This is a genomic window from Streptomyces sp. NPDC041784, assembly GCF_055591025.1.
Map to the genome: position 1 here is coordinate 635,934 of NZ_JBVJAB010000002.1, position 26,297 is coordinate 662,230.

A 26,297-nucleotide genomic window follows, 5' to 3' on the forward strand; every position below is an offset into this window, starting at 1 on the left:
AGCATGAGTGTGTGCCGGCGTGTGTGAGTGAGCGTCGACGGTCGTGGCGGGGGCTTCGGACTGTCCTTCCGGGGTGGGAATGGGAGTTCGTCGGTCGAATGGGTGACCTTTGTCGGTGGCGCTCGTCGGGTGCGGTGACCGAGTTGTCGAGGGCTGTGCGGGGCGGGGGTGCGGGATGGGTGGCAACAGGACTCACTCCCGCTCAGTCCATAGGAACGGTTCGAGGACGCGCTCAGCATCCGCACGCAGGACGGCTCGGTGCGGGTCGAGGACTCCCGCGGGCCACTGGAACTGCGCACCGAGGACGGCTCCGTGCGCGCCGAGGTCTCCTCGCGGACCGTGCGCGCCCACACCGACGACGGCTCGGTCCGCCTCGACCTGGCCGCCGTACCGGACCGGGTGGAGTCCGTGTCCCCGGGACGGCGCGGTGACGATCTCGCTGCCGAGGGCGACGTACAAGGTGACGGCGCGGACGCACGACGGCGCGCGGGAGGTGTCCGTGCCCCGGGACGAGAACAGCCCGCACGTGGTGGAGGCCGAGACGCACGACGGCAAAGTCACCGTCCGAACGGCGAACTAACGGGCTCGTGTGTTCGTCCTTAACGGGTGGGAGAATGACATCCGGGCAGGGCGGACCACAGCACGGGAGAGGGATGTGACGGCGACACCAGCGCAGCCGAACTCGCCGTCGGTGCCGCGCGCACACCTTCGCGCGCTCCGGGACACCCTCACCCTTCTCGCCCTGCCGGTGGTCGTCGCCCTGGCGCTGCCCGGCGCGTTCGCCGGCGGCGGCACCCGGCGCTGGTTCGGCGGGCGCGCGGAGAGCCAGCGGGCCGAGGCGCAGGCGGCGAAGGACGACGCGGCGGCGGCCTTCTACGAGCTGGACACCGCCCAGCGGGACCTGCGGATCTCGATCGAGACGATCATGGCGGTCGACGCCTCCCCGGCCGCCCGGCGCGCGGTCACGGACTTCGAGGCGATCGGCCGGCGGATCGACGAGGCGAGCCACCAGTACATCCAGGCGGTCGACGCCCACGACCTCGACCGGGACGACCTGGAGGCCTCGACGGCCGGCCGGGCGCGCACCGAGCTGACCCGCGCCAAGGACGAGCTGGGTCGGGTGAAGCAGGAGCTGGACCGTTTCGCCGACGGGCTGGGACCGCTGCTCGGCAAGGCCGAGACACAGCTGGCCCGGCTGGCGCCCGCCGTGGAGCGGGCCCGGCAGGCACTGCTGGCCGCGTCGAACGAGCTGGACGCCGTACGGGAGACGGGACTGCGGGCGGACGACCTCGCGGCGCGGCTGGCGGCACTGGCGCCCGAGCTGACCAAGCTGAACCAGGGCGCGGGGCAGCACGGGGTGCCGCAGACGCTGGAGCGGGCCGAGCGGGTGTCGCGGGAGGCCGAGGCGGTCCGGGTGGAGGCGGGGCGGCTGCCCGAGCGGGCCGCCGAGATCGACCACCGGCTGGTGTCGCTGCGGACCCGCGCGCAGGCGCTCACGACCCGCTCCGGCCAGGTGGAGCCGATTCTGAGCGAGCTGCGGCGGCGGTTCACGGCGGCCTGCTGGCAGGACCTCCAGCACGTGCCGGACCAGGCCGTGGAGCACGTCCGGCAGGCCGAGCGCAAGCTCACCGAGGCGCAGGCCGCGCGGGACGAGCAGCGCTGGCCGGACGCCACCGCGCTGCTGTCCACGGCCCGCGCGCTACTGAACACCACCGATGAGGCGGTCTCGGCCGCCGGTGACCGCCTCACCAGGCTGAACGCCGTGCAGAAGGACCCGCGTCAGGAGATCGACCGCACCCGCTTCGCGATCCGCGACGCCCAGCGCCTGGCGATGGCCGGCCGCAACACACCGGACCCCCGGGACGCGCGCCCGCTGGACGAGGCGGTGGCCCGGCTGGAACGGGCGATCATCACGCTGGAGGACCGCCACCCCGATTACTGGCACTTCCTGACCGAGACGGAGGCGGTCCGGCGGGCGGTGGCGGCGGTCGTCGCACGGATCCGTGAGGAGCGGGGCACAGCGCACTGACCGGCCACGGGCCCCCGCGGCCCCGCGGCCCCCGTTGCCCATGGGGCGGGACGGGCGGATATTGAAGGTACACAAGGCCTCCGCCGGCTTGTCTCACCCATCGGGAGGCGGAGATGGCGACCCATGCAGTGCGTTCCGAACACAGGCGCCGGATCAGGCTCGACGATCATCTGCCTGTCGACCACCGTCTGAACATGGTCTACCGGATCGGCGCCGGGCTGATGGGCCTGGGCCTGCTCGTCTTCGGGATCTTCGGCATCATCGACAAGATCGGCTTCTTCGACACCGGCGGGGACGAGGTCTGGAGCCTCAACACCAACGGCGCCCTCAGCTGGCTGTCGGTCGGGGTCGGGCTGCTGCTCTTCGTCGGCATGGTGATCGGCGGGAACTTCGCGTCCACGCTGAACATGAGTCTCGGGGTCCTGTTCATCCTCAGCGGGTTCCTGAACATGGCCCTGCTGGAGACGGACTACAACTTCCTGGCCTTCAAGATCCAGAACTGCATGCTCAGCTTCGTGATCGGCATCCTGCTGATGGTCTTCGGGATGTACGGCAGGGTCGGATCCGCCCTGCCGCACGACAACCCGTACTGGCGGGCCCGCCACCCCGAACTGGCCGCGCGCGAGGCGCGGCAGGGGGAACTCACGGAGCGGCGGGACCGGCCTGATCAGGTGCGGTAGGCGTAGTACGCGGCGGTCGGGTACGACGCGATGATGCTCTGCACCGACCGGCGGAAGGTGTTGTTCGAGTGGTACGTCACGTACGGCACGCCCTGCGGGCTGCGGTACGTGACGATCATCGTGTGGTCCTTGGACCCGTCCTTGTCGAAGTCCACCTGGAGCACGTCACCGACGTCCATCTGGTAGACGTTCGTGAGGGCCGTCGTCCGCTTGGAGTTCTGGGCGAACCAGGACCACTCGTTGACGCCGACGAACGAGTCCGACTGGATGGTCGCGTTGCCGAACCACCTGGTGTAGTCGTACACGTAGCCCGGGACATGCTTCCAGCCGCCCGCCTTCAGGGACTGGCTCACGAAGTTGGTGCAGTCACCGCCCGCGCCGTGCCCGTTGAAGTTCGGGTAGTCGGGGTTGTAGTTGCTCCAGTACTTCTCCGCGTACGTCCCCATGGCCTTGTAGTCCAGGGCGGCGCCCGTGAGCGTCTTGGGCTTGGCGGGGGCGGGCCAGGTGGTCGCCGCGCGCGGGGCCGACGGCATGGTGTCGTCCGCGGTGGTCGCCTTGACCGTCGCCGGCTTGGACAGCGTGTTCACCGCGAGGCCGCCCTGGTCGGTGTCGCGGATGGTCGTCAGCTGCCAGTTGCCCTGCCGGTCGGCCTTGAACGTCAGCTCGTGGTGGGCCTGGAACCCCGTGGTCTTCGGCTCACCGCCGCGCGCCTTGTCGTAGGTCAGGGTCGTGGTCTCGGTGACCGCGGCCTTGGCCGTACGGCCCGTCACGCGCGTGGCGTTCAGGGTGACGGTGGTGGCGGCCTTGCTGTACTTCTCGCCGGCCTTGGCGAGCTTGTCCTTGCGCTGGCCGAGCGAGGACAGGGCGGCGTCCTCGCTGCGGGCCGTGCCGGAGGACAGCCGGACGTCGCCGGAGAAGCCGTCGGTCAGCGGCTTGCTCCGGTCACCCTGCCCGCCGTCGACCAGGGCCTCGGTGCGGTCGGTGAAGACCGCGTCCGCGAGGCGCTGGAAGGTGGCCTTGGTCCGGGCGTCCACGGTGGGGTCGTCCACGACCGCGGCACCGGCACTCCAGTTGGGCAGCAGCGCGACGCCGGCGACGACGGAGGTGGCGGCGGCTCCGAGTATCGTGACTCTGCGGCGCGTCCCGCTCAATTTCCTTGACTTCACTGATGTTTCCCCTCTTGCCCCGGCGGGAGGGATGCCGGGGTACGGCATCTTCGCACGCCTTGTGCAGCTCCTGTGAAGGGGGATGCGGTTGAGGTTTGGTTACGCCAACGCCCGCTCCACGGGCCATCGCACGTTCGCCCGTCGGCCACCGCCCGGCCCCCGTACGGCACTTCGGACGGTCCGCACGTCACTCCAGGCGGTCGACCGCACGTCCCTCCGAGCGGTCGACCGCACTCGCTTCGGACGGTCGACCGCACTCGCTTCGGACGGCGGCCGTCACTTCACGACGGTCGACCAGTCCGGGTTCTGCGCCGGGTCCAGGGTGCGCAGCCGCTCCAGCGTGGCGGGCGTCTGGACGTCCATCCAGTCGGCCAGTTCCTTGAAGGACACGCACTTGACGTCCTTCTTGGTGCACACGTTCTCGATGACGTGGTCGACGGCGTTCATGTAGATGCCGCCGTTCCACTGCTCGAAGTGGTTGCCGATGAACAGCGGGGCCCGGCTGCCGTAGTAGACGCGGTTGAAGCCCGCCATGTAGGCGTCGATGGTCGCCTGCTGCCACTCGGGGTACTTGGCGGGGTCGCCCTCGGTCGAGCCGCCGGTCTGGTTGTAGAGGAAGTTGAAGTCCATGGACAGGGCCTGGATGTCGCCGCCGTCGTACGGGAGCCCCTGGAGCGGGAAGTCCCAGAGGCCGTTCTTCTTCGTCGGCCAGATCTGGAAGTCGCCCGCGGAGGAGGCGTCGTAGCGCCAGCCGTAGCTCTTGGCGGCCTTCAGCAGGTTCTCCTGGCCCTCCAGGCAGGGCGCCCGGCCGCCGGTGACCTCCTTCTTGAAGTCGAAGGGCAGCGGGTCCAGGTCCGTGTAGCCGGTGTTGGTCTTCCAGTTCTCGGTGATGGAGAAGAACTGGTCGATCTCGCTCTTCCACTGCTCGACGCTCCACTCGCCGCCGCCCTTGGCGCCGCAGAAGTGCCCGTTGAAGTGGGTGCCTATCTCGTTGCCCTCCTCCCACGCCTTGCCGAGCTGCTCCAGCGTGGTGCGGATGTGCTCGTCGGTGGGGAAGCTGATCGCCGCCGCGCCCTTGGAGTGCATCGGCGGGGAGTACAGGTCCTTCTTGCTCTTGGGCAGCAGGTAGATGCCCGTGAGGAAGAAGGTCATGTGGGCGTTGTACTGCTTGGCCATGTCCCGGTAGTGCGCGAAGAGCTCGTCGTCGCCGCTCAGGGCGCCGTCCCAGGAGAAGACCACGAACTGGGGAGGCTTCTCACCGGGCTTGAGCGGCACCGGCTTCAGCTGGTCCGTCTGCGGCCCCGTGTACGAGGTGGAGCCGTCCCCCAGGACGTGGGTCTTGCCGTCCCACTCCGGCTCCTTGCTGGCCTTCGCCGAGTCCTTCTTGCTCTCCCCCGAGGACGCGGTCGGCGCGGTGTTGGCCGTGCGGTTGAGCACCAGGTAGCCGCCCACCAGGGAGGCGACGACGAGGAGCGCCGCCAGGGTCAGGAACCCGGGGTGCGCGGCCGCGGGGCGGCGTTGTGCCGGGGCCTTGCGGCGGCGGCCCGACGGTGACTTCATGTGCTGCTCATTCTCCGGAAGTTGGGGACACGGGGCCTGCTCGTCGGTCAGCCGAGCGGGCTCATGGCACCTGACCAGATGCCGTACGGGACGCTGTCGTCGGTCGGGCCGGCGATGCCCTCCAGTGGAAGCGGTTCAAGACTCTTGGTGAGGTCGATGCGGTAGACGACGACCGCCGTGGACACGGCCTTGGCGGTACCCACGTACCAGGCTGCCGTGTCGTTGGGGGTGGTCCCGACCTTTCCGGCCACTTCGGCCGAGTCGGCCCCGGACTGCCCTGCCGTCTGCTGTCCGGCGGGCACGTCGGACGGGTGGGAGGCGCGGAAGTTGTCGGCGAGCGCGGAGCTGACCTCCCGGGCCACGTCCGCGCCGACCGCGCGCCGGGCCGCGGGGGTGTCCAGGACGACCTTGGTGCCGTTCTTGGTGATCTTCCGTACCGAGTACGGCTCGGTGTGCTTGCCGTCCGCGGCGAAGGTGGAGTAGCCGCTCGCCATCCGGATCGCGCTGGGCGTGGAGCTGCCCAGGGACAGCGCGGGCACCTGGGCGCCGATGCTGGAGGACAGGAAGCCGGAGTCCTCCGCGGTCTTGCGTACCACGTCCAGTCCGGTGTCCATGCCGAGCTGCATGAACGGCGTGTTCACCGACAGCTCCATGGCCCGGTGCAGGGAGATCTGCCCGTAGGACCGCTCCCCGTCGTTCTCGGCGGCGACCTTCTTGCCGCTGCGGTCCCAGTAGGGGCCCTCGGGGGTGGTCACCGGCACCTTGTTGTCACCGTTGTAGAGCGACTCCCCGGTGACGGGCGTGGTGTCCCCGTCGCGGGTCTTGTGGACGCCGTTCTCCAGCCCGGCCGCGTACACGAAGGGCGTGAAGGCGGTCCCGGCCGGGACGGTGGTGGCGTTGGACTCGTTGTAGCCCTGCGTACGGTGGTCGGGGCCGCCGTAGACGGCCAGGATCCGTCCGTCGGTGTCCACCGAGGCGGCGCCGTAGTGGGCGGTCTTCGCCTTCTTCGGGTCGTCCTTGAGCGCCTTCTCGCGGGCCTTGGTGACGGCCTCGGTGAGCTGGTCCTCGCGCGTCTTGTCGAAGGTCGTGTAGATCTGGTAGCCGCCGAGGTCGAAGTCCTTGTCGGAGATGCCGGCCGATTTCTTGGCGTACTGGGAGGCGAGCTCGACCAGGTAGTCGCTCTGCTCACCGGTGTCGTAGAGCGGGTTGCTCTTCAGCGGCTCGGGGAACTTCTTGTACGAGGCGCGCTCGGCCTTGGACAACTTGCCGATCTCGACCATCCGGTCCAGGGTCCAGGTCCAGCGCTCGGTGGCGCGGGCGCGGTTGGCGGAGCTGAGGGTCGGGTCGTAGAGGCCCGCGCCCTTGAGGAGCGAGGCGAGGAACGCGGCCTCGCTGGCGTTCAGCTCGCTGACGTCCTTGCCGTAGTAGGCCTGGGCGGCGCGCTGGATGCCGTAGGTGCCGCGGCCGAACCAGCTGGTGTTGAGGTAGCCCTCGAGGATGTCGTCCTTGCTCATCTGGTTGTCCAGCTTGAGGGAGATCATCGCCTCGGTGAACTTGCGGCTGAGCGTCTGGTTCTGGTTCAGGTAGACGTTCTTGACGTACTGCTGGGTGATCGTGGAGCCACCCTGGGTGTCGCCCTGGCCGAGGGTGCGGAACAGGGCGCGGCTGATGCCCTTGAGCGAGATGCCGGGGTCGCTGTAGAAGCTCGCGTTCTCGGCCGCGAGGACCGCCCAGCGGACGTCCTCGGGGATGTCCTTGAGCGGCATCGCCTGCCGCTGCACCCAGCCGGTACGGGCCATGGGCGTCCCGTCGGCCCAGAAGTACACGTTGTCCTGCTGGGTGGCGTACGTGTTGAGGTTGTCCGGGATGTCGGTGGCCGCGTAGGCGACCACGAGGAACATGCTCGTCAGGCCCATGGACGCGAAGAAGCCCCCCAGGCACTGCCGCCAGGAGGGTATCCAGCGCCGCCAGCCGGTGTGGCCCGGGCGCGGATAGAGCGGGCGCAGTTTGCGGGCGTACGGGGCGAGCCGGGCCGCGTAGGGGGCCAGGACCACGAGGAGCGGGGCCAGCCGGGGGCCGAGGGCGGCGGAGAGCCGGACGAGGAGGGAGGCGCGGGGTGCCTTACGTCGATTTCCCGATCGGGCCGCTTTCTCCGACGCGTCGGAATTTCCCGACTTCTGCGACTCGTCCGACCGGGATGCCTTTTCCCGATTTTCGGGTATGTCTGGTATATCCGACACGCGCAACTGCATGGTCTCGTCCGCCCGAAAAGAGGCAGGCACCTTCAGCTGCATGGTGGCGTCCGGCTCCTGGGGCTCCTCCCCCCGCCCCCCCTGAGTCACTACGCGTCTCCCTCCGCACTTCGTATTGCTCGCACAGGCAGACGTACAGACGTACGAGGGTCTGACATGGTTGCCGTGGACGCGGCTGCAAACCCTGAATCCCCCCGACCTCGCGGTTCATCGCGGCACCCTCAAATTACCAGCGCTCTTCGCAAATTCTCCACATAAGAAATCGACAGAAGTGAACACAGTCGAAACTATGGGAGACCTGTCCGGGTGTAGGGGCATTAGCCTATGGCCATGCCTCGCTACGAGTACCGCTGCCGGACCTGCGGCGACACTTTCGAACTGAGCCGTCCCATGGCGGATTCGGCCGCCCCCGCCGACTGCCCGGCAGGCCATGCGGACACTGTGAAACTGCTCTCAACCGTCGCCGTGGGCGGCACGGCGTCCGCCCCCGCGCCCCGGTCGGGCGGCGGAGGCGGAGGCGGCTGCTGCGGCGGAGGCTGCTGCTCCTGAGACTGTCGGGCCTGTCCACCGGACAGGCCCGACAAGCCCTACGACCCTACGGCCCAGCAGCCCCACAAGCCCTACCGGGGTGCCCGGGACGTCCTCAGGAACTCCCGCAGGATCCGTTCCCCCGCCAGGACGCCCCGCTCGGGCAGGGCGGTCAGGCCGGGAGCGGTGAACTCGGTGTCGGCCAGCTCGCCGTGGCCCGGCCGCCAGCCGAGGTCGCCCGCGAGCAGCAGGTCGGCGTCGAGGAGGGAGTCACCGGCGGCCAGCGTCAGCACGGCGCCGGTGCGCCGGGCCACCTCGCGCACGGCCGCGCCCTTGGTGAGCGGCTTCGGCACGGCGTAGATCTTGCGGCCCTGGAGCGACACCGTCCAGCCCCGGTTCTCCGCCCAGGCCGCCAGCTCCTTCACCCACTCCTCCGGCAGCAGCTCGCGCTCCACCACGAGGTAGGCGAAGAGGTCCTCGGCGATCCGGTGCTTGCGCAGCCACAGCGGGTCGGCGGTCCGCTCCAGGTGCTCCCGGACCTCCTCGAGCGGCGCGCACTCCTCGGCCAGCCGCGCGCTCACGCCCGCGTGCCAGTCCGGGTCGGAGACCCCGTCGACCAGGATGTGCCCGCCGTTCGCGCAGATCGCGTACGTCGGGGCGGGTCCGGGGAGATTGATCCGCAGGTACTGCTTGCGGGTGCGGGTGGTCGTCGGCACGAACACCGCCGCGTCCCCGAGGTCGGTCAGCAGCCCGGCCGCCGTCTCCGTCATGAACGACAGCGGACGGCTCTCGTGCACCTCGACGCAGAGCAGCCGGGGCGCCCGCGCGTCCGGCATGGTCAGCGCCAGCGCGCCGGCCGAATAGATGAGCGTACGGTCGAGGTCGCTCGCCACCAGTACCGGCATCAGACCGCCACCGCCTTGCCGTCGGCGCCGGTCGCCCCGCGCGTGTACTGGGGATGGATCAGCCCGACACAGGTGTACGGCAGATCGCCGACCTCCTCCACCGGAACGCCTCGCTGCCGCGCGAGCAGCCGTACGTGGTCCAGGTCGGCGCCCGCCCCGGCCCGCGCCAGGATCTTCCAGGGCACCCGCCGCAGCAGCACCCGGGTGGTCTCGCCGACGCCGGGCTTGACCAGGTTCACGTCGTGGATGCCGTACTCCTTGCTGATCCGCTCGACGGCCGCCCAGCCCTCCCAGGTCGGCGTGCGGTCGGCGGCGAGCAGCTCCTTCACCGCGCCGTCCACGGCGTCCGCGACCTCGCCGAAGCGGGCGGAGACGGCGTCCAGGAAGGCCACGGAGACATCCGCGCCAGCCAGCTCGCGGTAGAACTTCGCGCCGTGGAAGTCGTCCGGCCCGACCAGGTCGGCGCGGAGCACGGTCCGCGATATCAGCCCCGAGACGGTCGAGTTGAGGCACGCGGAGGGGATCAGGAAGTCCTCCCGGGTGCCGTACGTCCGCACGCACGAGCCCGGGTCGGCCAGCACCGCGATCTCCGCGTCGAACCCGGCCGCACCGCCCGCCGCCTCGAACTCCTCGATCGCCGCGGCCAGCTCCCGGGTGATGGCGCCCTTGCCGGTCCAACCGTCGACGAAGACGACGTCGCGCGGGTCGTGGTGGGCGGCCAGCCAGCGCAGCGCGTTGGCGTCGATGCCCCGGCCGCGCACGATCGACACGGCGTAGTGCGGCAGGTCCACGCCGTGCCGGAACTGCGCCCAGCGGCGCATCAGCACCCCGACCGGGGTACCGGCGCGGGCCAGCGAGACGAGCACGGGGCGCGGGGTGGGGGTCCCCCCGCGCTTTCGGCGCAGGGGGAGTTCGGCGATCACCGTCTCGGTCACGACGCCGACGGCCTGCGCGATGCGTGCCGCCGAGGTCTCCAGGGCCGCGTGGAACAGCTCCTGGTAGTGCTCGCTGGGCTGGTACTCCACCGGCAGCGACTCGGCGTAGTGCGCGCCGCCGCTCTGGATGGCCTCCTCCCGCTCCTCGGTCGGCGCCTCCAGCGTCACGTCCGAGAGGTCCTGGAGCAGCCAGCCGACCTCCTCGGGCGCGTACGAGGAGAAGGCGGGGCCGCGGAGGGGCTCGGGCAGCATGGCGGGCCTTTCGGGTACGTACAGCGGCTCGGGGACGTACGACGGCACGACCGCGAGGACCACGTGCGGGGTGTGCGCGGCGAGCTGGGACAGCAGGCCGTCGGGGGCGTGCAGCGCCCCGGTGTCGGCCGTGGAGTCCACGACGGCGACGACGGCGTCGAAACCCGCGCCGGCGACGTTGTAGGCATAGCGCTCGCCGGGTCCGTCGGCCGGGTCGTCGTGCGCCGGGAAGACGATTCGGCTGCGGATCGCGTAGCCGGGGTCGTCGACCGCGAGGACGGGCGAGCGGGTGGTCGTGGAGTAGCGGATCTCGGCGCCCACCAGCTGCTCCAGCTCCCGGGCGAGCCGCAGCGGCGCGTACATCAGCTCCTCGAAGCCGAGTATGAGGACGCGCGTGGCGTCCTCGGGTATGGCCTCCGCCAGGCGGGCGGCCATCGCGGGCAGCGCGGCGTCCAGGCGGTCGCGGTGTGCGGGGGTGAAGCCGTGGCGGCCGCCGTCAGGGAGGCCGTGCGGCCAGCCGAGGTCGACCCGCTCGACGCGGCCGCGGGACGACCGGGGCGCGGCCACCTCCGTCCGCTCGTACCGGCCGACCAGCTCCTGCCCCTTCTCCAGCACCCCCTCCGGCAGCCGTACGGTCCCGGCGGCGGCCGCGACCAGGTCGACCCGGGCGCCGATCTCCCGGGCGAAGTCGTCCAGGCGTCCGGCGTCGGCCGCGGAGCGCATGTCGACCAGGGCGACCACCACGTACCGCCGGCGCGGATAGCGCTCGTGCAGGTCACGGATGGTGTTCAGGACGGTGTTGCCGGTGGAGAACTCGTCGTCGACGAGGACCAGCGGGCCGTCACCGACCAGCAGCGCCGGGTCCTCCGGCAGCAGCAGATGGGAGGTGGCGTGGGAGTGGGACTCCTCGAAGCCGCCCGCCTGTGCGACGCCGGCGACCGGACGGCGGGTGGAGTGCAGATAGGGGGCGGTGCCCAGGCCGTCGGCGACGGAGTGGCCGAGGCCGGTGGCCGTCTCCGCGTACCCCAGGACGACCGCCTCGGCCGCCCGCTCGGGGCCGAGCAGCTCCCGCACCCGGCGGCCGAGGGCGAAGCCGTGGCCGTAGACCACGGACGGGGACTGCGGGACGTGCTTGCCCAGCACGTGGGAGACCAGCAGGTGCGCCCGCTTGGGGTTGCGGCGCAGGGCCAGCCCCAGCATGCCCTTCAGCGCGTCGTCGCCCACCAGTTCCAGTCCGAGTCGCTCGGCGACCCAGGTCCCGGACCAGACCCCGTTGTTCACTGCGTTTCTCATGCGTCCCTAGATCGTGAGGTGTGTTCAGCCGGGAATGCCGGCCGCAAGCAGGTCGACGAAGCTGACGTCCTCGTTGGCCACGCCGAAGACCTCCGCCCGCAGCATGGTCCGCTCGGCCCACGCGCGGTGCGGCTTCACCTCGTTCATCTTGTTCGTGTACTGCGACCTGAGAACACCCCCACCGCCGCGTTCCGGCCGCAGGATGTCCACCGCGTCGCTGTACTCCTCGTGACTGACGACGGACAGCGCGTGCACGGCCGGTACGTGCGAGGGATGGATGCAGGTCTTGCCCAGCAGGCCGTTGGCGTGGTCGAGGGAGATCTCGCGCAGCAGCCCGTCCATCGCGTGCTCGATCAGTCTCTCGCGCAGCTCCACGGCCTGCCCCTCCAGGAAGGGACTGTGCCGCAGCATCGGCTTGAACATGCGCTCGGGAACCCGGAAGTACTCCCACACCGGGCCGGTCACCGTGAACCCGGTGCCGTCGGCGCGGCCCAGCATGTTCACCACGTCGGCGATCACGGAGGCGACGATCTGGACGTCGTACGCCGTCATGTCGGGCGCCCGGCGCAGGCCGTAGGAGGAGCAGAAGTCGGTGACGCCGAGGCGCAGCGCGAGCACCCGGCCCCGGTACTTGTCCACGGCCCGGGCGATGCCCTCCAGGGCGTCCACCCGGGACTCCCGGTACATCAGCTCGGGCGTCTCCAGGACGGGCATGCCGAACAGCCGGCGCCCGCTCGCGCTCTCGGCGATCGCGAGGGCCTCCAGGAACGGGATGCCGCGCTCCTCGGTGAACTTCGGGAACACGAACCCGCTCAGCAGCTCCGTGTGCGGGCCGAGGCGGCGGACCAGGTCGGGGATCTGCTCGGGCGTGCGCACGCGGATGAACAGCAGCGGCCGCTCCACGTCCGTACGGCTCGCGAGGTCGGCGAACTGCCGGACGAGGTTCTCCTCGCCCGCCACCACGTCGTCGTCGCCGATGGAGTCCTCCAGGCACAGCACCATGGAGATCACGCCGCGTCCGGTCTGCTTGACGATGTCGTCGGCCAGCCGGGGCCTGGTCGCGGGGCTGTAGAGCGTGGCGCCCAGGGCAGCGGCGAGCAGCCGGGCGGGGGAGTCCGTGTCGAACACGCACGGCTCGCGGAAGAACAGTCGCTGCCGCACCTCAGGGGTGAGGTGCCCGAAATGACGCATAAATCTCCCCCGTGACGCACGGTAAGACTGTGGATTGAGAAAGAGGTGGCCGGTAATAGTACGTAGAAGTCCATGTCGGGGGTTCCCCCCGGGCATGAATTTCAGGTAACTCGCCTGTGTGGGGGTGCCGTACCCCCGCGTTGTCGTGATCAGGACCGAGAGGGCAGGATGACCGCATGACGCACGCGATGCTGAAGGGGTCCAACGTCCCGCTCAAGTCCACCACGGTGCGCGCCGTGCTGCGCTGGACACCCGGGCAGGGGGTCCCGGACGTCGACGCCTCGGCACTGCTCCTCGGCCCCGACGGTCGTGTGCGCTCCGACGAGGACTTCGTCTTCTACAACCAGCCCCGGCACCCTTCCGGGAAGGTCTGGCGGCTCGGCAAGAAGCGGGTCGCCGAGGGCCTCACCGACACCATCCAGACAGATCTGACCGGTGTCGAGCCCGGCGTCAGTCAGATTCTCCTGGTCGCTTCGGCGGACGGCGTCACCTTCGACCGCGTACGCGCCCTCACCATCCTGCTGTACGACGCGGCCACCGACGGCGAGCCGCTGGCGACCTTCGACATCCGCCCGGAGACCGGCGAGGAGACCGCCCTGATCTGCGGCGAACTGTACCGCCGGGGCGAGGGCTGGAAGTTCCGCGCGCTCGGCGAGGGCTACTCCAACGGTCTCAAGGGCCTGGCGACGGACTTCGGCATCTCGGTGGACGAATCGGAGGAGGCGGCGGCCTCCTCGGACCCCACCCCGGCCCCGCTCCCGCCGACCCCGAGCCTCTCCCAGCCCCTGCCGCCGGAACAGCCGACGTCGGCCGTGCCCCAGCAGCCGGCGTACGGCTACCCGCCCAACCTGCCGACGCACGGCTACGGCTATCCGGACGGCCCCTTCCGGATGCCGCCGCAGGGGCCGCAGTTCATCGGGCGGTAGGCGGGGCGGTCGGCCGGGCAGCCGGCCGGGCGGTACGGGCCGCCGGGACGCCGCGGGGCTACTTCTCGACCTTCGTCTTGTAGCCCCGCCCCCACTGCAGTCCCCATCCGTACAGCCGGTCCAGCTCCCCCTGGAACCCGTAGACGAACCGCACCTCCCGGCGCACGATCAGCTCGCCCTTCACGTTCTCGATCATCACGACCGCACACGAGCGCGCCTGGGGGTGCCGCTCGTCGAGGCCTATCTCGATCCGCGGCCCGTTGCTCGGGTACAGCGTCACGATCGCGTGCGTACGGTCGAACGCCGGCGTCTGGTCGTAGATGTAGACGAAGACCAGCAGCCGCTTGATGTCGTCCCGGTGGTCGAGGTTGACGTACATCGTCTCGCCGGACGCCGAGCCGAACCGGTCGTCGCCGCTGAGCTTGACGTACGGCGCGGCGTTCACGTCCCCGAGCAGCCCGCCCAGCGGCTGGACGACGCCCTTGGTCCCGTCGGCCAGCTCGTACAGACAGCCGAGGTCGAGGTCGACGTTGACCATGCTCTGGCTGTGGCCCAGCACCTCCGGGGGCCGCAGCGCCTTGAAGGGGTGGCGCAGCAGGCTCTCCCGCTGCGGTCCGCCGATGTCGGACGTCCGCATCCGCCAGGTCAGGTTGACCCGCAGGTTTCCGGTGGCCGCGCCCTGCTTGGTGAGGGAGACCTGATGATGCCGTTTGGTCAGTTCGATCGCGTTGCTGGCCGCGCTGCCGGAGTCGAAGTCGGCCGTGCGGCTGCCCAAGAGCCCGTCGAAGAAACCCATTCCCGCCCCCCACGTCGGCTGCCACTGAATAGACCGGCGGGGCGGCCGCGGAGGACATCTCCTCGACGACCGCCCCGCACAAGAGCGTTCCTCACCGCGAAGGTGATCACACCCCGGACGAGACCTCAGTCTTCTCGTCCGAGCCGTGGGCTTTTCCCTCCGCGGCCGCCAGCGCGCGGTTGCGGCGCACGGAGGACCAGAAGGACCAGGCGATCAGGATGACGCCGACGAGACCGGTGATGACCTCGTGGATCTCGTACTGGATGGTGACGAGCAGGAGCACGGCGAGGGCGCCGATCGCGTAGTGGGCGCCGTGCTCCAGGTAGACGTAGTCGTCGAGGGTGCCCTGGCGGACCAGGTAGACCGTGAGCGACCGGACGTACATCGCGCCGATGCCGAGGCCCAGCGCCATCAGGACGATGTCGTTGGTGATGGCGAAGGCGCCGATCACACCGTCGAAGGAGAAGGAAGCGTCCAGTACCTCGAGGTAGAGGAACATGAAGAACGCGGCCTGGCCGACGAGGACGATGGCCGGCTTCTTCTTGCCGGTCCGCCTGGCCTCTTCCTCCTCCTCGTGCTCGCGTTCCTCCTCTTCCTCGAGTTTGCCCTCGAAGTAACCGGAGAGTCCGCCGACGATCATGTAGGTGATCAGGCCGGCGACGCCGGAGATGAGGACCGTCTGCGCCTTGTCGACGTGGGTGCCGCCGTGCTGGTGGGCGTGGGTCGCGAAGGTCATCGAGGTGATCATCAGGACGATCAGGGCGATGCAGACCGACAGCATGTCGACCTTGCCGAGCTTGGCGAGCGGGCGCTCCAGCCAGCCGAGCCACTTGATGTCACGGTCCTCGAAGATGAAGTCGAGGAAGATCATGAGCAGGAACATGCCACCGAAGGCGGCGATCGACGGGTGGGCGTCGGTCACCAGTTCCTGGTACTGGTCCTTGTCGTTGAGCGCGAGGTCGACCGCGTCGATCGGCCCGATCTTGGCGCTGATCGCGACGATCACGACGGGGAAGACCAGCCGCATACCGAAGACCGCGATGAGCACACCGATGGTGAGGAAGATCTTCTGCCAGAAGGCACTCATCTTCTTCAGGATTCCGGCGTTGACCACCGCGTTGTCGAAGGACAGCGAGATCTCGAGGACGGAGAGGATCGCCACGATGCCGAAGGCCTCCCACCCCCCGTAGAAGACCGCTGCGACCAGGCCGAGCGCGGTGACCGCGAACGACCAGCCGAAGGTTTTCAGAACCACTGGCTACCCAATCCTGTGTTCGGGGTCCCCCCGGACGAAGGTCCGAGGGCGGGACTCCCCCGCGCCGTACTCGGCTTTACGAAACATTGACTCCGAAGTCTAGAGCGATGCCCCGGAGCCCTGACGCGTACCCCTGGCCCACAGCGCGGAACTTCCATTCGCCCTGGTACCGGTAGAGCTCGCCGAAGATCATCGCCGTCTCGGTGCTGGCGTCCTCGCTCAGGTCGTAGCGGGCGAGTTCCTGGCCGTCGGCCTGGTTGACGACGCGGATGAACGCGTTGGAGACCTGGCCGAAGGTCTGGCCGCGCTCGTCGGCCATGTGGATGGAGACCGGGAAGACGATCTTGTCGCAGTGGGTGGGCACCTTGGGGAGGTCGACGATGAGCGACTCGTCGTCGCCGTCGCCCTCGCCGGTGAGGTTGTCACCGGTGTGCTCCACCGAGCCGTCCGGGCTCTTGAGCTGGTTGTAGAAGACGAACCACTCGTCCCCGAGGACCCGGCCGCCGGTGCACAGCAGCGCGCTGGCGTCGAGGTCGAAGGGGGCTCCGGTGGTGGAGCGCGCGTCCCAGCCGAGCCCGACCATCACCTGAGTGAGGTTCGGCGCGGCCTTGGACAGGGAGACATTGCCTCCCTTGGCGAGCGTGACGCCCATGATGCTGGTCCCTCCCCGAGACGGTACTTCCCGATGTCCTGCGCCCCGCGTCGCACGACTTCTCCCTTGTCCTGCGCGCCCGGCGCCGTGCGCAAACGGAACGGCGCCGGGCGTGTGAGAGCGCCGGGTGTCAGACGTTGACGCCGAAGTCCTGGGCGATGCCGCGCAGGCCCGACGCGTAGCCCTGGCCGATGGCGCGGAACTTCCACTCCGCGCCGTGGCGGTACAGCTCGCCGAAGACCATGGCGGTCTCCGTCGAGGCGTCCTCGCTCAGGTCGTAGCGGGCGATCTCGGTGCCGCCGGCCTGGTTCACCACGCGGATGAACGCGTTGCGGACCTGGCCGAAGGACTGCTGGCGGTTCTCGGCGTCGTAGATCGAGACCGGGAAGACGATCTTCTCGATGTCGGCCGGGACACCGGCCAGGTTGATCTTGATCTGCTCGTCGTCGCCCTCGCCCTCACCCGTGAGGTTGTCACCGGTGTGCTCGACGGAGCCGTCGGGGCTCTTGAGGTTGTTGAAGAACACGAAGTTGGCGTCGCTGCCGACCTTGCCGGAGTTGTTCAGCAGCAGCGCGCTCGCGTCCAGGTCGAAGTCGGTGCCGGTCGTGGTGCGGATGTCCCACCCCAGACCGACGATGACCGCGGTGAGGCCGGGGGCCTCCTTGGTCAGCGATACGTTGCCGCCCTTGCTGAGGCTGACTCCCACGAGTCCTCCATTGGTGTCCAGGGGCGGGACGCCCCGTAGTGCGTTGGATATCGGATCAACGTGTCGATCCTAGTTACGGGTTCCCGCCCCTCGCAGGCCCTGGAGCCGAAGAATCACAGGTGTCGGCAAATCCTGGGGCATCCCCGGGGCGTCCCGGGCATGTGCCGGGGGCCGCCGTCCCCGGATCCGGGGAACGAAAGGGGTCAGAGCGCGTCGAGTGCCGTGACGTAGTCGCCGAGGTCACGGGCGTCGGGGAGGGCGTTGAGGACGGTCCAGCGCACCAGGCCCTCCTTGTCGATGACGAAGGTGCCGCGCACCGCGCAGCCCTTGTCCTCGGCGAAGACGCCGTACGCGCGGGAGACCTCGCCGTGCGGCCAGAAGTCGCTGAGCAGCGGGTACTCCAGGCCCTCCTGCTCGGCGAAGACGCGCAGGGTGTGGATGGAGTCGTTGGAGACGGCGAGCACCTGGGTGTCGCGGTCGGAGAACTTCGGCAGGTTGTCGCGCACCTCGCACAGCTCTCCGGTGCACACGCCGGTGAAGGCGAAGGGGTAGAAGAGCAGGACGACGTTCTTGCTGCCCCGGAAGTCGGAGAGCCGCACGGCCCGGCCGTGGTTGTCCTTGAGCTCGAAGTCGGGGGCCTTGTCGCCGACCTGGATCGCCATCGCGGGGATGTCCCTTCGGTGGGGCTGTCTGGGTGACACCACCCTACGCAGCGATCCCCGGGAACCGGCGGACGGGCCGAGCCAAGCGGCCCGGCCCGTACGCCGGTGCGGTCACGTCACTTGTCGGACGTGGCGGCCTCGGGCGTCACTTCTTGGACTTGGCGGCCTTGGGCGTCACCAGCCGGCTGCCGCTCCAGTCCTTGCCCACACTGACGCTCTTGCTCGCCGACAGACCTGCCGTGGTCGCGGCTTCCGAGATGTCGCTCGGTTCCACGTATCCGTCCCGGCCGGTCTTCGGCGTGAGGAGGAGGATCGAGCCGCCTTCTTCGATGTACGTGGTGGCGTCCACCAGCGCATCCGTCAGGTCGCCGTCATCGTCGCGGAACCACAGCACGACGGCGTCGGCCACGTCGTCGTACTCCTCGTCCACCAGGTCGCTGCCGATGACTTCCTCGATGGACTCGCGGAGCTCCTGATCGACGTCGTCGTCGTAGCCGATCTCCTGGACCACCTGCTCGGGCTGGAACCCCAGCCTGACGGCAGGGCTCGTCCGCTCCTCCGCGTGGTCCGCGGTCGCGCTCACGGGTTGCCTCCTGATCATGTCTTGGGAATAACTCAGCCACGCGCGTGCGCGAAGCATTGGCCGTAGTCCACACGGGCGGGACGGATCGCGCAAGTACCCGGCGGTTCAGACCGCCGAAACGGTGACGATCCTGGCCGTGTCGACGCAACTCCAGGCACGAGATCGGGATGGATGGTGACACACACCACACCTATCTGCCCTGTTTGCGTATTTGAGAACCATCCAAGGGTACGAGATTCGAACGGGTACTGGTTACCTCGGGGTAGAGATGACGTTTCCGTCCCCGAGGTACACGATGGTGGCGGTGCAGATACTGGTGAACAGCGAGAGTAGGGAACAGCGTGGCTTCCGGATCCGATCGCAACCCGATCATCATTGGCGGCCTTCCGAGTCAGGTTCCTGACTTCGATCCCGAGGAAACCCAGGAGTGGCTCGACTCCCTCGACGCCGCGATCGACGAACGCGGCCGGGAGCGGGCCCGCTATCTCATGCTGCGCCTGATCGAGCGGGCCCGCGAGAAGCGCGTGGCCGTGCCCGAGATGCGCAGCACGGACTACGTCAACACCATCCCCACCAGGGCCGAGCCGTTCTTCCCGGGCAACGAGGAGATCGAGCGCCGGATCCTCAACGCGACCCGCTGGAACGCGGCCGTCATGGTGTCCAGGGCCCAGCGGCCCGGCATCGGTGTCGGCGGCCACATCGCCACCTTCGCGTCCTCCGCGTCCCTCTACGACGTGGGCTTCAACCACTTCTTCCGCGGCAAGGACGAGGGCGACGGCGGCGACCAGGTCTTCTTCCAGGGGCACGCCTCCCCGGGCATCTACGCGCGCGCGTTCCTGCTGGACCGGCTGAGTGAACAGAACCTGGACGCGTTCCGCCAGGAGAAGTCGAAAGCGCCGTACGGACTGTCCTCGTACCCGCATCCGCGGTTGATGCCGGACTTCTGGGAGTTCCCGACGGTGTCGATGGGCCTCGGGCCGATCGGCGCGATCTACCAGGCGCGGATGAACCGCTACATGCACGCGCGCGAGATCGCCGACACCTCGAAGTCGCACGTGTGGGCGTTCCTCGGCGACGGCGAGATGGACGAGCCCGAGTCGCTGGGCCAGCTGACCATCGCCGCCCGTGAGGGCCTGGACAACCTGACCTTCGTGGTCAACTGCAACCTCCAGCGGCTCGACGGCCCGGTGCGCGGCAACGGCAAGGTCATCCAGGAGCTGGAGTCGGTCTTCCGGGGCGCCGGCTGGAACGTGATCAAGCTGATCTGGGACCGGACCTGGGACCCGCTGCTCGCGCAGGACCGCGACGGCATCCTGGTCAACAAGATGAACACCACGCCGGACGGCCAGTTCCAGACGTACGCCACCGAGTCCGGCGCGTACATCCGCGACCACTTCTTCGGGGACGACCAGCGGCTGCGCGCGATGGTCGCGGGCATGACCGACGACCAGATCCTGCACCTGGGGCGCGGTGGTCACGACCACAAGAAGATCTACGCGGCGTTCAAGGCGGCCGTGGAGCACACCGGCCAGCCGACGGTCATCCTGGCCAAGACGGTCAAGGGCTGGACCCTGGGCCCGAACTTCGAGGGCCGCAACGCCACGCACCAGATGAAGAAGCTGACGGTCGCCGACCTCAAGGGCTTCCGCGACCGCCTCCACCTGCCGATCTCCGACAGGGAGCTGGAGTCCGGCCTGCCGCCGTACTACCACCCGGGGCGGGACTCGGAGGAGCTCCAGTACATGCACGACCGGCGCAAGGGTTTGGGCGGTTACGTCCCGACGCGCGTCGTGCGCTCCCAGCCGCTCGCGCTGCCGGACGACAAGACGTACGCGACTGTGAAGAAGGGCTCGGGCCAGCAGTCCATCGCGACGACCATGGCCTTTGTCCGGCTGCTCAAGGACCTCATGCGGGACAAGGAGCTGGGCAAGCGGTTCGTGCTGATCGCGCCGGACGAGTACCGCACGTTCGGCATGGACTCCTTCTTCCCGAGCGCGAAGATCTACAACCCGCTGGGCCAGCAGTACGAGGCCGTGGACCGGGACCTGCTGCTGGCGTACAAGGAGTCGCCGACGGGCCAGATGCTGCACGACGGCATCAGCGAGGCCGGCTGCACGGCGTCCCTGATCGCGGCGGGTTCGGCGTACGCCACGCACGGCGAGCCGCTGATCCCCGTCTATGTCTTCTACTCGATGTTCGGTTTCCAGCGCACCGGCGACCAGTTCTGGCAGATGTCCGACCAGCTGGCGCGCGGTTTCGTCCTGGGCGCGACCGCCGGCCGTACGACCCTGACCGGTGAGGGGCTCCAGCACGCGGACGGCCACTCCCAGCTGCTCGCCTCGACGAACCCGGGCTGTGTGGCGTACGACCCGGCGTTCGGCTTCGAGATCGCGCACATCGTGCAGGACGGTCTGCGCCGGATGTACGGGCCGGACAGCGAGGACGTCTTCTACTACCTCACCGTCTACAACGAGCCGATCCAGCACCCGGCCGAGCCCGCGAACGTGGACGTCGAGGGCATCCTCAAGGGCATCCACCGCTTCAGCGAGGGCACCTCGGGGTCCATCCCGGCGCAGATCATCGCGTCCGGCGTGGCCGTCCCCTGGGCGCTCGAGGCGCAGCGGATCCTCGCCGAGGAGTGGAACGTACGGGCCGACGTCTGGTCCGCGACCTCCTGGAACGAGCTGCGCCGCGAGGCCGTCGACGCCGAGCGGCACAACCTGCTGCACCCGGAGGAGGAGCAGCGGGTGCCGTACGTGACGCGCAAGCTGAGCGGGGCCGAGGGGCCGTTCGTGGCGGTGTCGGACTGGATGCGGTCGGTGCCGGACCAGATCGCGCGGTGGGTGCCGGGCACGTACCAGTCGCTGGGCGCGGACGGCTTCGGCTTCGCGGACACCCGGGGCGCGGCACGGCGCTTCTTCCACATCGACGCGCAGTCGGTGGTGGTGGGCGTGCTGACCGAGCTGGCGCGGGAGGGCAAGGTCGACCGGTCGCTGCTGAAGCAGGCCATCGACCGCTACCAGCTGCTGGACGTCGCGGCGGCGGACCCCGGGGCGGCGGGCGGCGACGCGTGACGCGGCGCTCTCCTTGAGCGGGTGAAGGGCGGTGGGGCCTTGTGGCTCCACCGCCCTTCACTCCTTCTTTACGATGCGACCATGCAACAAGGAACGGCACAGGCCCGGTGGGAACAGCGGACGCAACGGCCTCTCCTCACTCTCGCGGTGGTGTTCGCCGTCGCCTACGCCGTACCGATCGTGGACACCTCGGCCGGCCGGTCGCTGACCGCGGTGTGCGCGGCGGTCGAGTGGGTGGTGTGGGGGGCGTTCGCCATGGACTACGTGGTGCGGCTGGGGCTGGCGGCTGACCGGCGGGAGTTCGTCCGTACGCACTGGATGGACCTGTGCGCGGTCCTGCTGCCGCTGATCCAGCCGCTGAAGCTGCTGCGGCTGGTGTCGACGCTGCTGCTCGTGGGGCAGCGGGCCCGGATGGCCTCGCAGATCCGGGTCACGACGTACGTGGCCGGGGCCGTCGTCGGGCTGCTGATGTTCGGGTCGCTCGCGGTGCTGTCGGTGGAGCGGGAGTCACCCGACGGGAACATCCGCACGCTGGGTGACGCCTTGTGGTGGTCGTTCACGACGATGACGACGGTCGGCTACGGGGACCACGCGCCGACCACGGGTCTGGGCCGGGTGATCGCGGTCGGGCTCATGCTGTCCGGCATCGCGCTGCTGGGTGTGGTGACCGCGAACATCGCGGCGTGGTTCATCGAGCGCTTCGAGAAGGACGATGTGGAGGAGCGCGCCCAGACGGAGGCGATCCGCGCTCTGACGGAAGAGGTACGGGCGCTGCGGGCGGAGGTCGCGGCGCTGCAGGACCGTCCCGTCAAGTCGTGACCGGCCGTCGGTGGAAGAGGGCCCGCTGTGGCGGGGCCTGGGGGGGGGGGGGTCCCCCCCCCCCCCCCCCCCCCCCCCCCCCCCCACCCCCCCCCCCCACCACCCCCCCCCCCCCCCCCCCCCCCCCCCCCCCCCCCCCCCCCCGCGGCCCTGGCCGCCCTGCCATCCGGAGGGCTTGACTAACTGTGACGTGTGGCGCGTGCCGGAGGCGAGGGACCTTTAGCGTTGTCACCCTGATAGGGGAAATTCGTTGACGCGGCGTCAGGTTCCCTCGCCTCCGGGGCGGGCCGAACGGGCTCAGATGTGGCCCACTCCCGCGCCCGCCTCCGCGTTCTCGCCCCGCTTGGTCAGGAGCGCGACGAACACCGCCACCACCGCGACCCCGGCCGCGACCAGCGACGCCAGGCTCATGCCGGAGATGAACGTGTCGTGCGCCACGTCGGTGATCTTCGCGGCGATCTCCGCCGGCGTGCCCTGCGCCACCGGCGCCACGCCGACCTGGACCGCCTCGGAGGCCTGGTCCAGCTGGGCGGGGGTGAGTTCGGGCAGCCCCGCTGAGGTCCAGTTGGACGCCAGGTCGCTGTCCACCTTGGAGGCCATCACGGCGCCCAGGACCGCCGTGCCGAGGCTGCCGCCGATCTGCATGGCGGCCTGCTGGAGACCGCCGGCCACACCGGACAGCTCGATCGGCGCGTTGCCGACGATGACCTCGGTGGCGCCGACCATGACCGGCGCGAGGCCGAGGCCCAGCAGGGCGAACCAGACGGACATGATGCCGCTGCCGGTGTCCTTCTCCAGCGTGGACATGCCGTACATGGCGATCGCGGTGGCCGCCATGCCGCCGGCCAGCGGGATGCGCGGGCCGAGCTTGGTGATCGCCAGGCCGGCGAGCGGCGAGCCGACGATCATCATGCCGGTGAGCGGCAGGAGGTGCAGACCGGCGTCGATCGGGCTCATGCCGTGCACGTTCTGGAGGTAGAACGTCACGAAGAACAGGCCGCCCATGAAGGCGATGGCCATCAGGACCATCAGGACCACACCCGCCGACAGCGCCACGGACCGGAACAGTCCGAGCGGGATCAGCGGCTCCTTGACCTTGGTCTCCCAGAACGCGAAGCCCGCGAAGAGCAGCACGGACCCGAGGATGAACGCCCAGGTCTTGCCGTCGCCCCAGCCCCAGGTCGGGGCCTTGATGAGGGCCCAGACCAGGCAGAACATCGCGCCCGAGAGCAGGCCGATGCCGAGCAGGTCGAAGGAGCGCGGCGCGTTCTCGGCGCGGTGGTCGAGCAGGATCAGCGCGCCCAGGGCGAGCGCGAGGACACCGACCGGCACGTTGATGAAGAACACCGACTGCCAGTTGACGTGCTCGACGAGGACACCGCCGAGGATCGGGCCGCCCGCGGTGGAGGCGCCGATGACCATGCCCCAGATACCGATGGCCATGTTGAGCTTCTCGGCCGGGAAGGTGGCCCGCAGCAGGCCGAGCGCGGCCGGCATCAGCAGCGCGCCGAACAGCCCCTGGAAGACCCGGAAGGTGACGACCAGCGCGATGCTGTCGCTGAGCCCGATCGCACCGGAGGCGGCGGCGAAGCCGACCACCCCTATCAGGAAGGTCTGGCGGTGACCGAAGCGGTCGCCGAGCTTGCCCGCGGTGATCAGGGAGACCGCGAGGGCGAGGAAGTAGGCGTTGGTGATCCACTGGACCTCGGCGAAGGTGGCGCCCAGGTCGTCCGCGATGGCCGGGTTGGCGATGGCCACGATGGTGCCGTCGAGGGCCACCATCATGACGCCGACGGCGACGGTGATGAGGGTGAACCACGGATGACCCCGCAGCCCCGTGGCGGGCGGCTGACCCGACGGGGTTCCCGGCGCCTTGCCCCCCGGCCCGGGCGTGTCGATGGTGGTCTGACTAGTCATGCTCCGAGGCTAGTGACAGCGACTGACAATTGACAAACCAGTTCACTAGTCGGTAACTGTCACGACATTCGGTTCTGGCCGAAAAGATGCGGGAAAGAGTGGAAAGAGAGAGTGAGAGTGCCCATGGACACGGCGTCACCGCCCCGGCCGGGACTGCGCGAGCGCAAGAAACGGCGCACCCGGGACGCACTGCTGCGGGCAGCCGTGGAACTGTTCGTCTCCCAGGGGTACGAGCGCACCACCGTCGACGAGATCGCCGCCGCCGTCGACGTCTCGCAGCGCACCTTCTTCCGCTACTTCGCCGGCAAGGAGGAGGCCGCGCTCGCCCTGGAGGAGCTGACCGTGGCGCACTTCGTCGAGGCGCTCCGCGTGCGCCCGCCGCACGAGCCCCCGATGGAGGCGCTGCGCCAGGCCGTGCTGAGCGGCTGGCACTCGATCAACGAGATCGTCGAGTCCGTCGTCCCCGTGGAGCTGTATCTGCGGATGTACCGGGTGATCGAGTCGACGCCGGTCCTGCTCGCCGCGCATCTGCGGCGCGCGACCGAGACCGAGGAGACGGTCGCCGGGGTGATCGCGGAGCGCGAGGGGCTCGACCTGGACGCCGATCCGCGGCCGCGACTGGCGGTGGCGGTCTTCAGCGGGGTCATGCGGGTGACGGAACGGCAGTGGCTGCTGGAGGAGGAGTTCAGCCTGGCGGGGATCCACGCGCTCACGTCCCGCTACCTGGACCAGGTGGGACCGGCCCTGCTCGGAGACTGGCGGACGGCCTGACCGGCGTCCGCGGCGGAGACCTGAAGGGGTTTATGTCCGTCACCACGCCCGACGAAACGTGATCCCCGTCACTTAATTAACCCGAGACACTCCCGTTCTCCTAGTGTGTCCTCCCAGTGACTTCCTTCGACACCTCCCCACAACTCGGCGTCTGGCGCGCACTGCTCGCCCTGGCCGTGGTGTTCGTGATGCTGGCGACCACCGGCTGGACCGCCCTGCGGCAGCAGCGGGAGCCCACCGCCCTCCAAGCCTCGCTCTCCGCATGGGAGAGCGGCCGGATCGGCGGTCGCGCACTGCCGGACCCGAAGGCCGAGCCCACCCGGCTCACCCGCTTCTTCGCCTCGCTGACCGCCCCCCAGCGCACCGACCTCGCGCACGACTACGCGCTCGCGGTCGGCAACATGAACGGCGCGCCCGTCGAGCTGCGCTACCAGGCCAACCGCATCGCGCTCGGCCGGCAGATCCGGGTCGAGGCCAGACGGACGCACGACGAACGACTCTCGCCCAGCGGGCAGCAGGAGGCCGGCCGCCGCATGAACCGCTACGAGGCGATGCGCGCCGCCGACCGGCAGATCCTGGCCTTCGACCCGGACGGCGCGGGCCGGGCCGCCGAGGTCTTCGGCGACCTCGACGGGGCCGAGCGGGTCTCCGTGGTCGTCCCCGGTGTCGACACCGACCTGCTCACCTTCCAGCGCACCAACCGCAGGTACTCGGCCCCCGTCGGCATGGCCCAGGCCCTGTACGACGCCGAGCGGGAGGCGAGCCCCGCCACCCGGACGGCCGTGATCGCCTGGGCGGACTACACCTCCCCCGACGGCCTCGGCATCGACTCCGCGACCGCGATGCGCGCCGAGAACGGCGCCGTACGGCTGAACGCCATGCTCCACGCCCTGCCGGGCACCTCGGCGGTCTCGATGTTCTGCCACAGCTACGGCTCCGTGGTGTGCGGGGTCGCCGCGCGCGGGATGCCGGAGCGGGTGGCCGACATAGCCGTCGCCGGCAGCCCCGGCATGCGCGTGGAGAACGCCGCCCAGCTGGGCACCGGTGCCCAGGTCTGGGCGATGCGGGACGCCGACGACTGGGTGCAGGACGTGCCGCACCTCGAGGTCGGCGGCCTCGGGCACGGCGAGGACCCGATGGCGGACGCGTTCGGCGCGCGGGTTCTGTCCTCCAAGGACGCGAAGGGCCACGGCGGCTACTTCGTGCCCGGCACGGACAGCCTGCGCAACCTCGCCGACATCGGCACTGGCGCGTACCGCTCGGTGCGGTGCGCCGAGGACGAGAACACCTGCCGGGTGGGTTTGTCCGACACGACGACGGCCGGACGCGCGTAGAGACGCAGGAA

The 26,297-nt window shown here is 69.8% G+C and carries 21 protein-coding genes and 1 pseudogene; 9 read left to right on the forward strand and 13 right to left on the reverse strand.

The features are described 5' to 3' along the window. Positions 1–219: 219 nt before the first annotated feature. The 3 genes and pseudogenes from ACZ6D7_RS06570 to ACZ6D7_RS06580 form a co-directional block, all read left to right on the forward strand. A pseudogene (locus ACZ6D7_RS06570) lies at positions 220–580 on the forward strand (DUF4097 family beta strand repeat-containing protein); the annotation flags it as partial. Between the two features lie 75 nt (positions 581–655). Further along, complete coding sequence (locus tag ACZ6D7_RS06575; protein WP_469484374.1) at positions 656–2,029, forward strand: hypothetical protein; 1,374 nt, start codon at positions 656–658, stop codon at positions 2,027–2,029. Positions 2,030–2,142: 113 nt separating this feature from the next. Further along, a complete protein-coding gene (locus ACZ6D7_RS06580; protein WP_469484377.1) occupies positions 2,143–2,709 on the forward strand; it encodes a DUF4383 domain-containing protein in 567 nt (188 codons plus the stop codon). Here the strand turns inward: ACZ6D7_RS06580 and ACZ6D7_RS06585 are convergent. The 3 genes from ACZ6D7_RS06585 to ACZ6D7_RS06595 form a co-directional block, all read right to left on the reverse strand. After that, on the reverse strand, positions 2,697–3,875 hold the full coding sequence (locus tag ACZ6D7_RS06585) for an amidase domain-containing protein (protein ID WP_469484380.1): 1,179 nt from the start codon (positions 3,873–3,875) through the stop codon (positions 2,697–2,699). The genes ACZ6D7_RS06580 and ACZ6D7_RS06585 overlap by 13 nt on opposite strands. A gap of 276 nt (positions 3,876–4,151) precedes the next feature. Then, entirely contained in the window at positions 4,152–5,435 is a 1,284-nt protein-coding gene (locus ACZ6D7_RS06590; protein WP_469484383.1) for a polysaccharide deacetylase family protein, read from the reverse strand. 47 nt (positions 5,436–5,482) lie between these two features. Further along, complete coding sequence (locus ACZ6D7_RS06595; protein WP_469484385.1) at positions 5,483–7,729, reverse strand: transglycosylase domain-containing protein; 2,247 nt, start codon at positions 7,727–7,729, stop codon at positions 5,483–5,485. Positions 7,730–8,017: 288 nt separating this feature from the next. Here ACZ6D7_RS06595 and ACZ6D7_RS06600 point away from each other — a divergent pair, with 288 nt between their 5' ends. Further along, the gene (locus ACZ6D7_RS06600; RefSeq protein ID WP_469484388.1) at positions 8,018–8,236 is read left to right on the forward strand and encodes an FmdB family zinc ribbon protein; all 219 of its coding nucleotides are present in this window, start codon (positions 8,018–8,020) and stop codon (positions 8,234–8,236) included. A 71-nt stretch (positions 8,237–8,307) separates the two neighbouring features. Here the strand turns inward: ACZ6D7_RS06600 and ACZ6D7_RS06605 are convergent, their stop codons facing one another. From ACZ6D7_RS06605 to ACZ6D7_RS06615, 3 genes are read right to left on the reverse strand one after another with little or no spacing between them, the layout of a single operon-like run. Beyond that, a complete protein-coding gene (locus tag ACZ6D7_RS06605) occupies positions 8,308–9,120 on the reverse strand; it encodes an HAD family hydrolase (protein WP_469484390.1) in 813 nt (270 codons plus the stop codon). Continuing rightward, complete coding sequence (locus ACZ6D7_RS06610; RefSeq protein ID WP_469484393.1) at positions 9,120–11,600, reverse strand: phosphoribosyltransferase; 2,481 nt, start codon at positions 11,598–11,600, stop codon at positions 9,120–9,122. The genes ACZ6D7_RS06605 and ACZ6D7_RS06610 overlap by 1 nt, the downstream gene beginning before the upstream one ends. Positions 11,601–11,624: 24 nt before the next feature. After that, the gene (locus ACZ6D7_RS06615) at positions 11,625–12,791 is read right to left on the reverse strand and encodes an HpcH/HpaI aldolase/citrate lyase family protein (RefSeq protein ID WP_469484396.1); all 1,167 of its coding nucleotides are present in this window, start codon (positions 12,789–12,791) and stop codon (positions 11,625–11,627) included. A gap of 176 nt (positions 12,792–12,967) precedes the next feature. Here ACZ6D7_RS06615 and ACZ6D7_RS06620 point away from each other — a divergent pair, with 176 nt between their 5' ends. Then, positions 12,968–13,717, forward strand: coding sequence for a TerD family protein (locus ACZ6D7_RS06620; protein WP_469484398.1), 750 nt, complete (start codon positions 12,968–12,970; stop codon positions 13,715–13,717). A 58-nt stretch (positions 13,718–13,775) separates the two neighbouring features. On the opposite strand, the gene ACZ6D7_RS06625 is transcribed toward ACZ6D7_RS06620, so the two are convergent. The 6 genes from ACZ6D7_RS06625 to ACZ6D7_RS06650 all read right to left on the reverse strand — a co-directional run bounded on the left by ACZ6D7_RS06625 (position 13,776) and on the right by ACZ6D7_RS06650 (position 18,371). Continuing rightward, complete coding sequence (locus ACZ6D7_RS06625; protein ID WP_469484400.1) at positions 13,776–14,513, reverse strand: TerD family protein; 738 nt, start codon at positions 14,511–14,513, stop codon at positions 13,776–13,778. A 106-nt stretch (positions 14,514–14,619) separates the two neighbouring features. Continuing rightward, positions 14,620–15,768, reverse strand: a complete 1,149-nt coding sequence (locus ACZ6D7_RS06630; protein ID WP_469484402.1) for a DUF475 domain-containing protein — start codon at positions 15,766–15,768, stop codon at positions 14,620–14,622. A gap of 76 nt (positions 15,769–15,844) precedes the next feature. Beyond that, entirely contained in the window at positions 15,845–16,420 is a 576-nt protein-coding gene (locus ACZ6D7_RS06635; RefSeq protein WP_469484405.1) for a TerD family protein, read from the reverse strand. A 130-nt stretch (positions 16,421–16,550) separates the two neighbouring features. Beyond that, positions 16,551–17,126, reverse strand: coding sequence for a calcium homeostasis/redox stress adaptation protein (locus ACZ6D7_RS06640; RefSeq protein WP_469484407.1), 576 nt, complete (start codon positions 17,124–17,126; stop codon positions 16,551–16,553). Between the two features lie 203 nt (positions 17,127–17,329). Beyond that, positions 17,330–17,788 carry a peroxiredoxin gene (locus ACZ6D7_RS06645; RefSeq protein WP_469484409.1) on the reverse strand — a complete coding sequence of 153 codons (459 nt, stop codon included), beginning with the start codon at positions 17,786–17,788 and terminating at the stop codon, positions 17,330–17,332. 145 nt (positions 17,789–17,933) lie between these two features. Then, complete coding sequence (locus ACZ6D7_RS06650) at positions 17,934–18,371, reverse strand: DUF3052 domain-containing protein (protein WP_469484412.1); 438 nt, start codon at positions 18,369–18,371, stop codon at positions 17,934–17,936. A gap of 341 nt (positions 18,372–18,712) precedes the next feature. On the opposite strand from ACZ6D7_RS06650, the gene aceE reads away from it, so the two are divergent. Beyond that, a complete protein-coding gene (gene aceE, locus ACZ6D7_RS06655) occupies positions 18,713–21,445 on the forward strand; it encodes a pyruvate dehydrogenase (acetyl-transferring), homodimeric type (RefSeq protein WP_469484415.1) in 2,733 nt (910 codons plus the stop codon). 81 nt (positions 21,446–21,526) lie between these two features. Next, positions 21,527–22,264, forward strand: a complete 738-nt coding sequence (locus tag ACZ6D7_RS06660) for a potassium channel family protein (RefSeq protein ID WP_469484418.1) — start codon at positions 21,527–21,529, stop codon at positions 22,262–22,264. Between the two features lie 297 nt (positions 22,265–22,561). Here the strand turns inward: ACZ6D7_RS06660 and ACZ6D7_RS06665 are convergent, their stop codons facing one another. Next, a complete protein-coding gene (locus tag ACZ6D7_RS06665) occupies positions 22,562–24,181 on the reverse strand; it encodes an MFS transporter (RefSeq protein ID WP_469484421.1) in 1,620 nt (539 codons plus the stop codon). Between the two features lie 123 nt (positions 24,182–24,304). On the opposite strand from ACZ6D7_RS06665, the gene ACZ6D7_RS06670 reads away from it, so the two are divergent. Continuing rightward, positions 24,305–24,952 carry a TetR family transcriptional regulator gene (locus ACZ6D7_RS06670; RefSeq protein ID WP_469484423.1) on the forward strand — a complete coding sequence of 216 codons (648 nt, stop codon included), beginning with the start codon at positions 24,305–24,307 and terminating at the stop codon, positions 24,950–24,952. A 116-nt stretch (positions 24,953–25,068) separates the two neighbouring features. Beyond that, positions 25,069–26,286 carry an alpha/beta hydrolase gene (locus ACZ6D7_RS06675; protein ID WP_469484426.1) on the forward strand — a complete coding sequence of 406 codons (1,218 nt, stop codon included), beginning with the start codon at positions 25,069–25,071 and terminating at the stop codon, positions 26,284–26,286. The last annotated feature ends 11 nt before the right edge of the window (positions 26,287–26,297 follow it).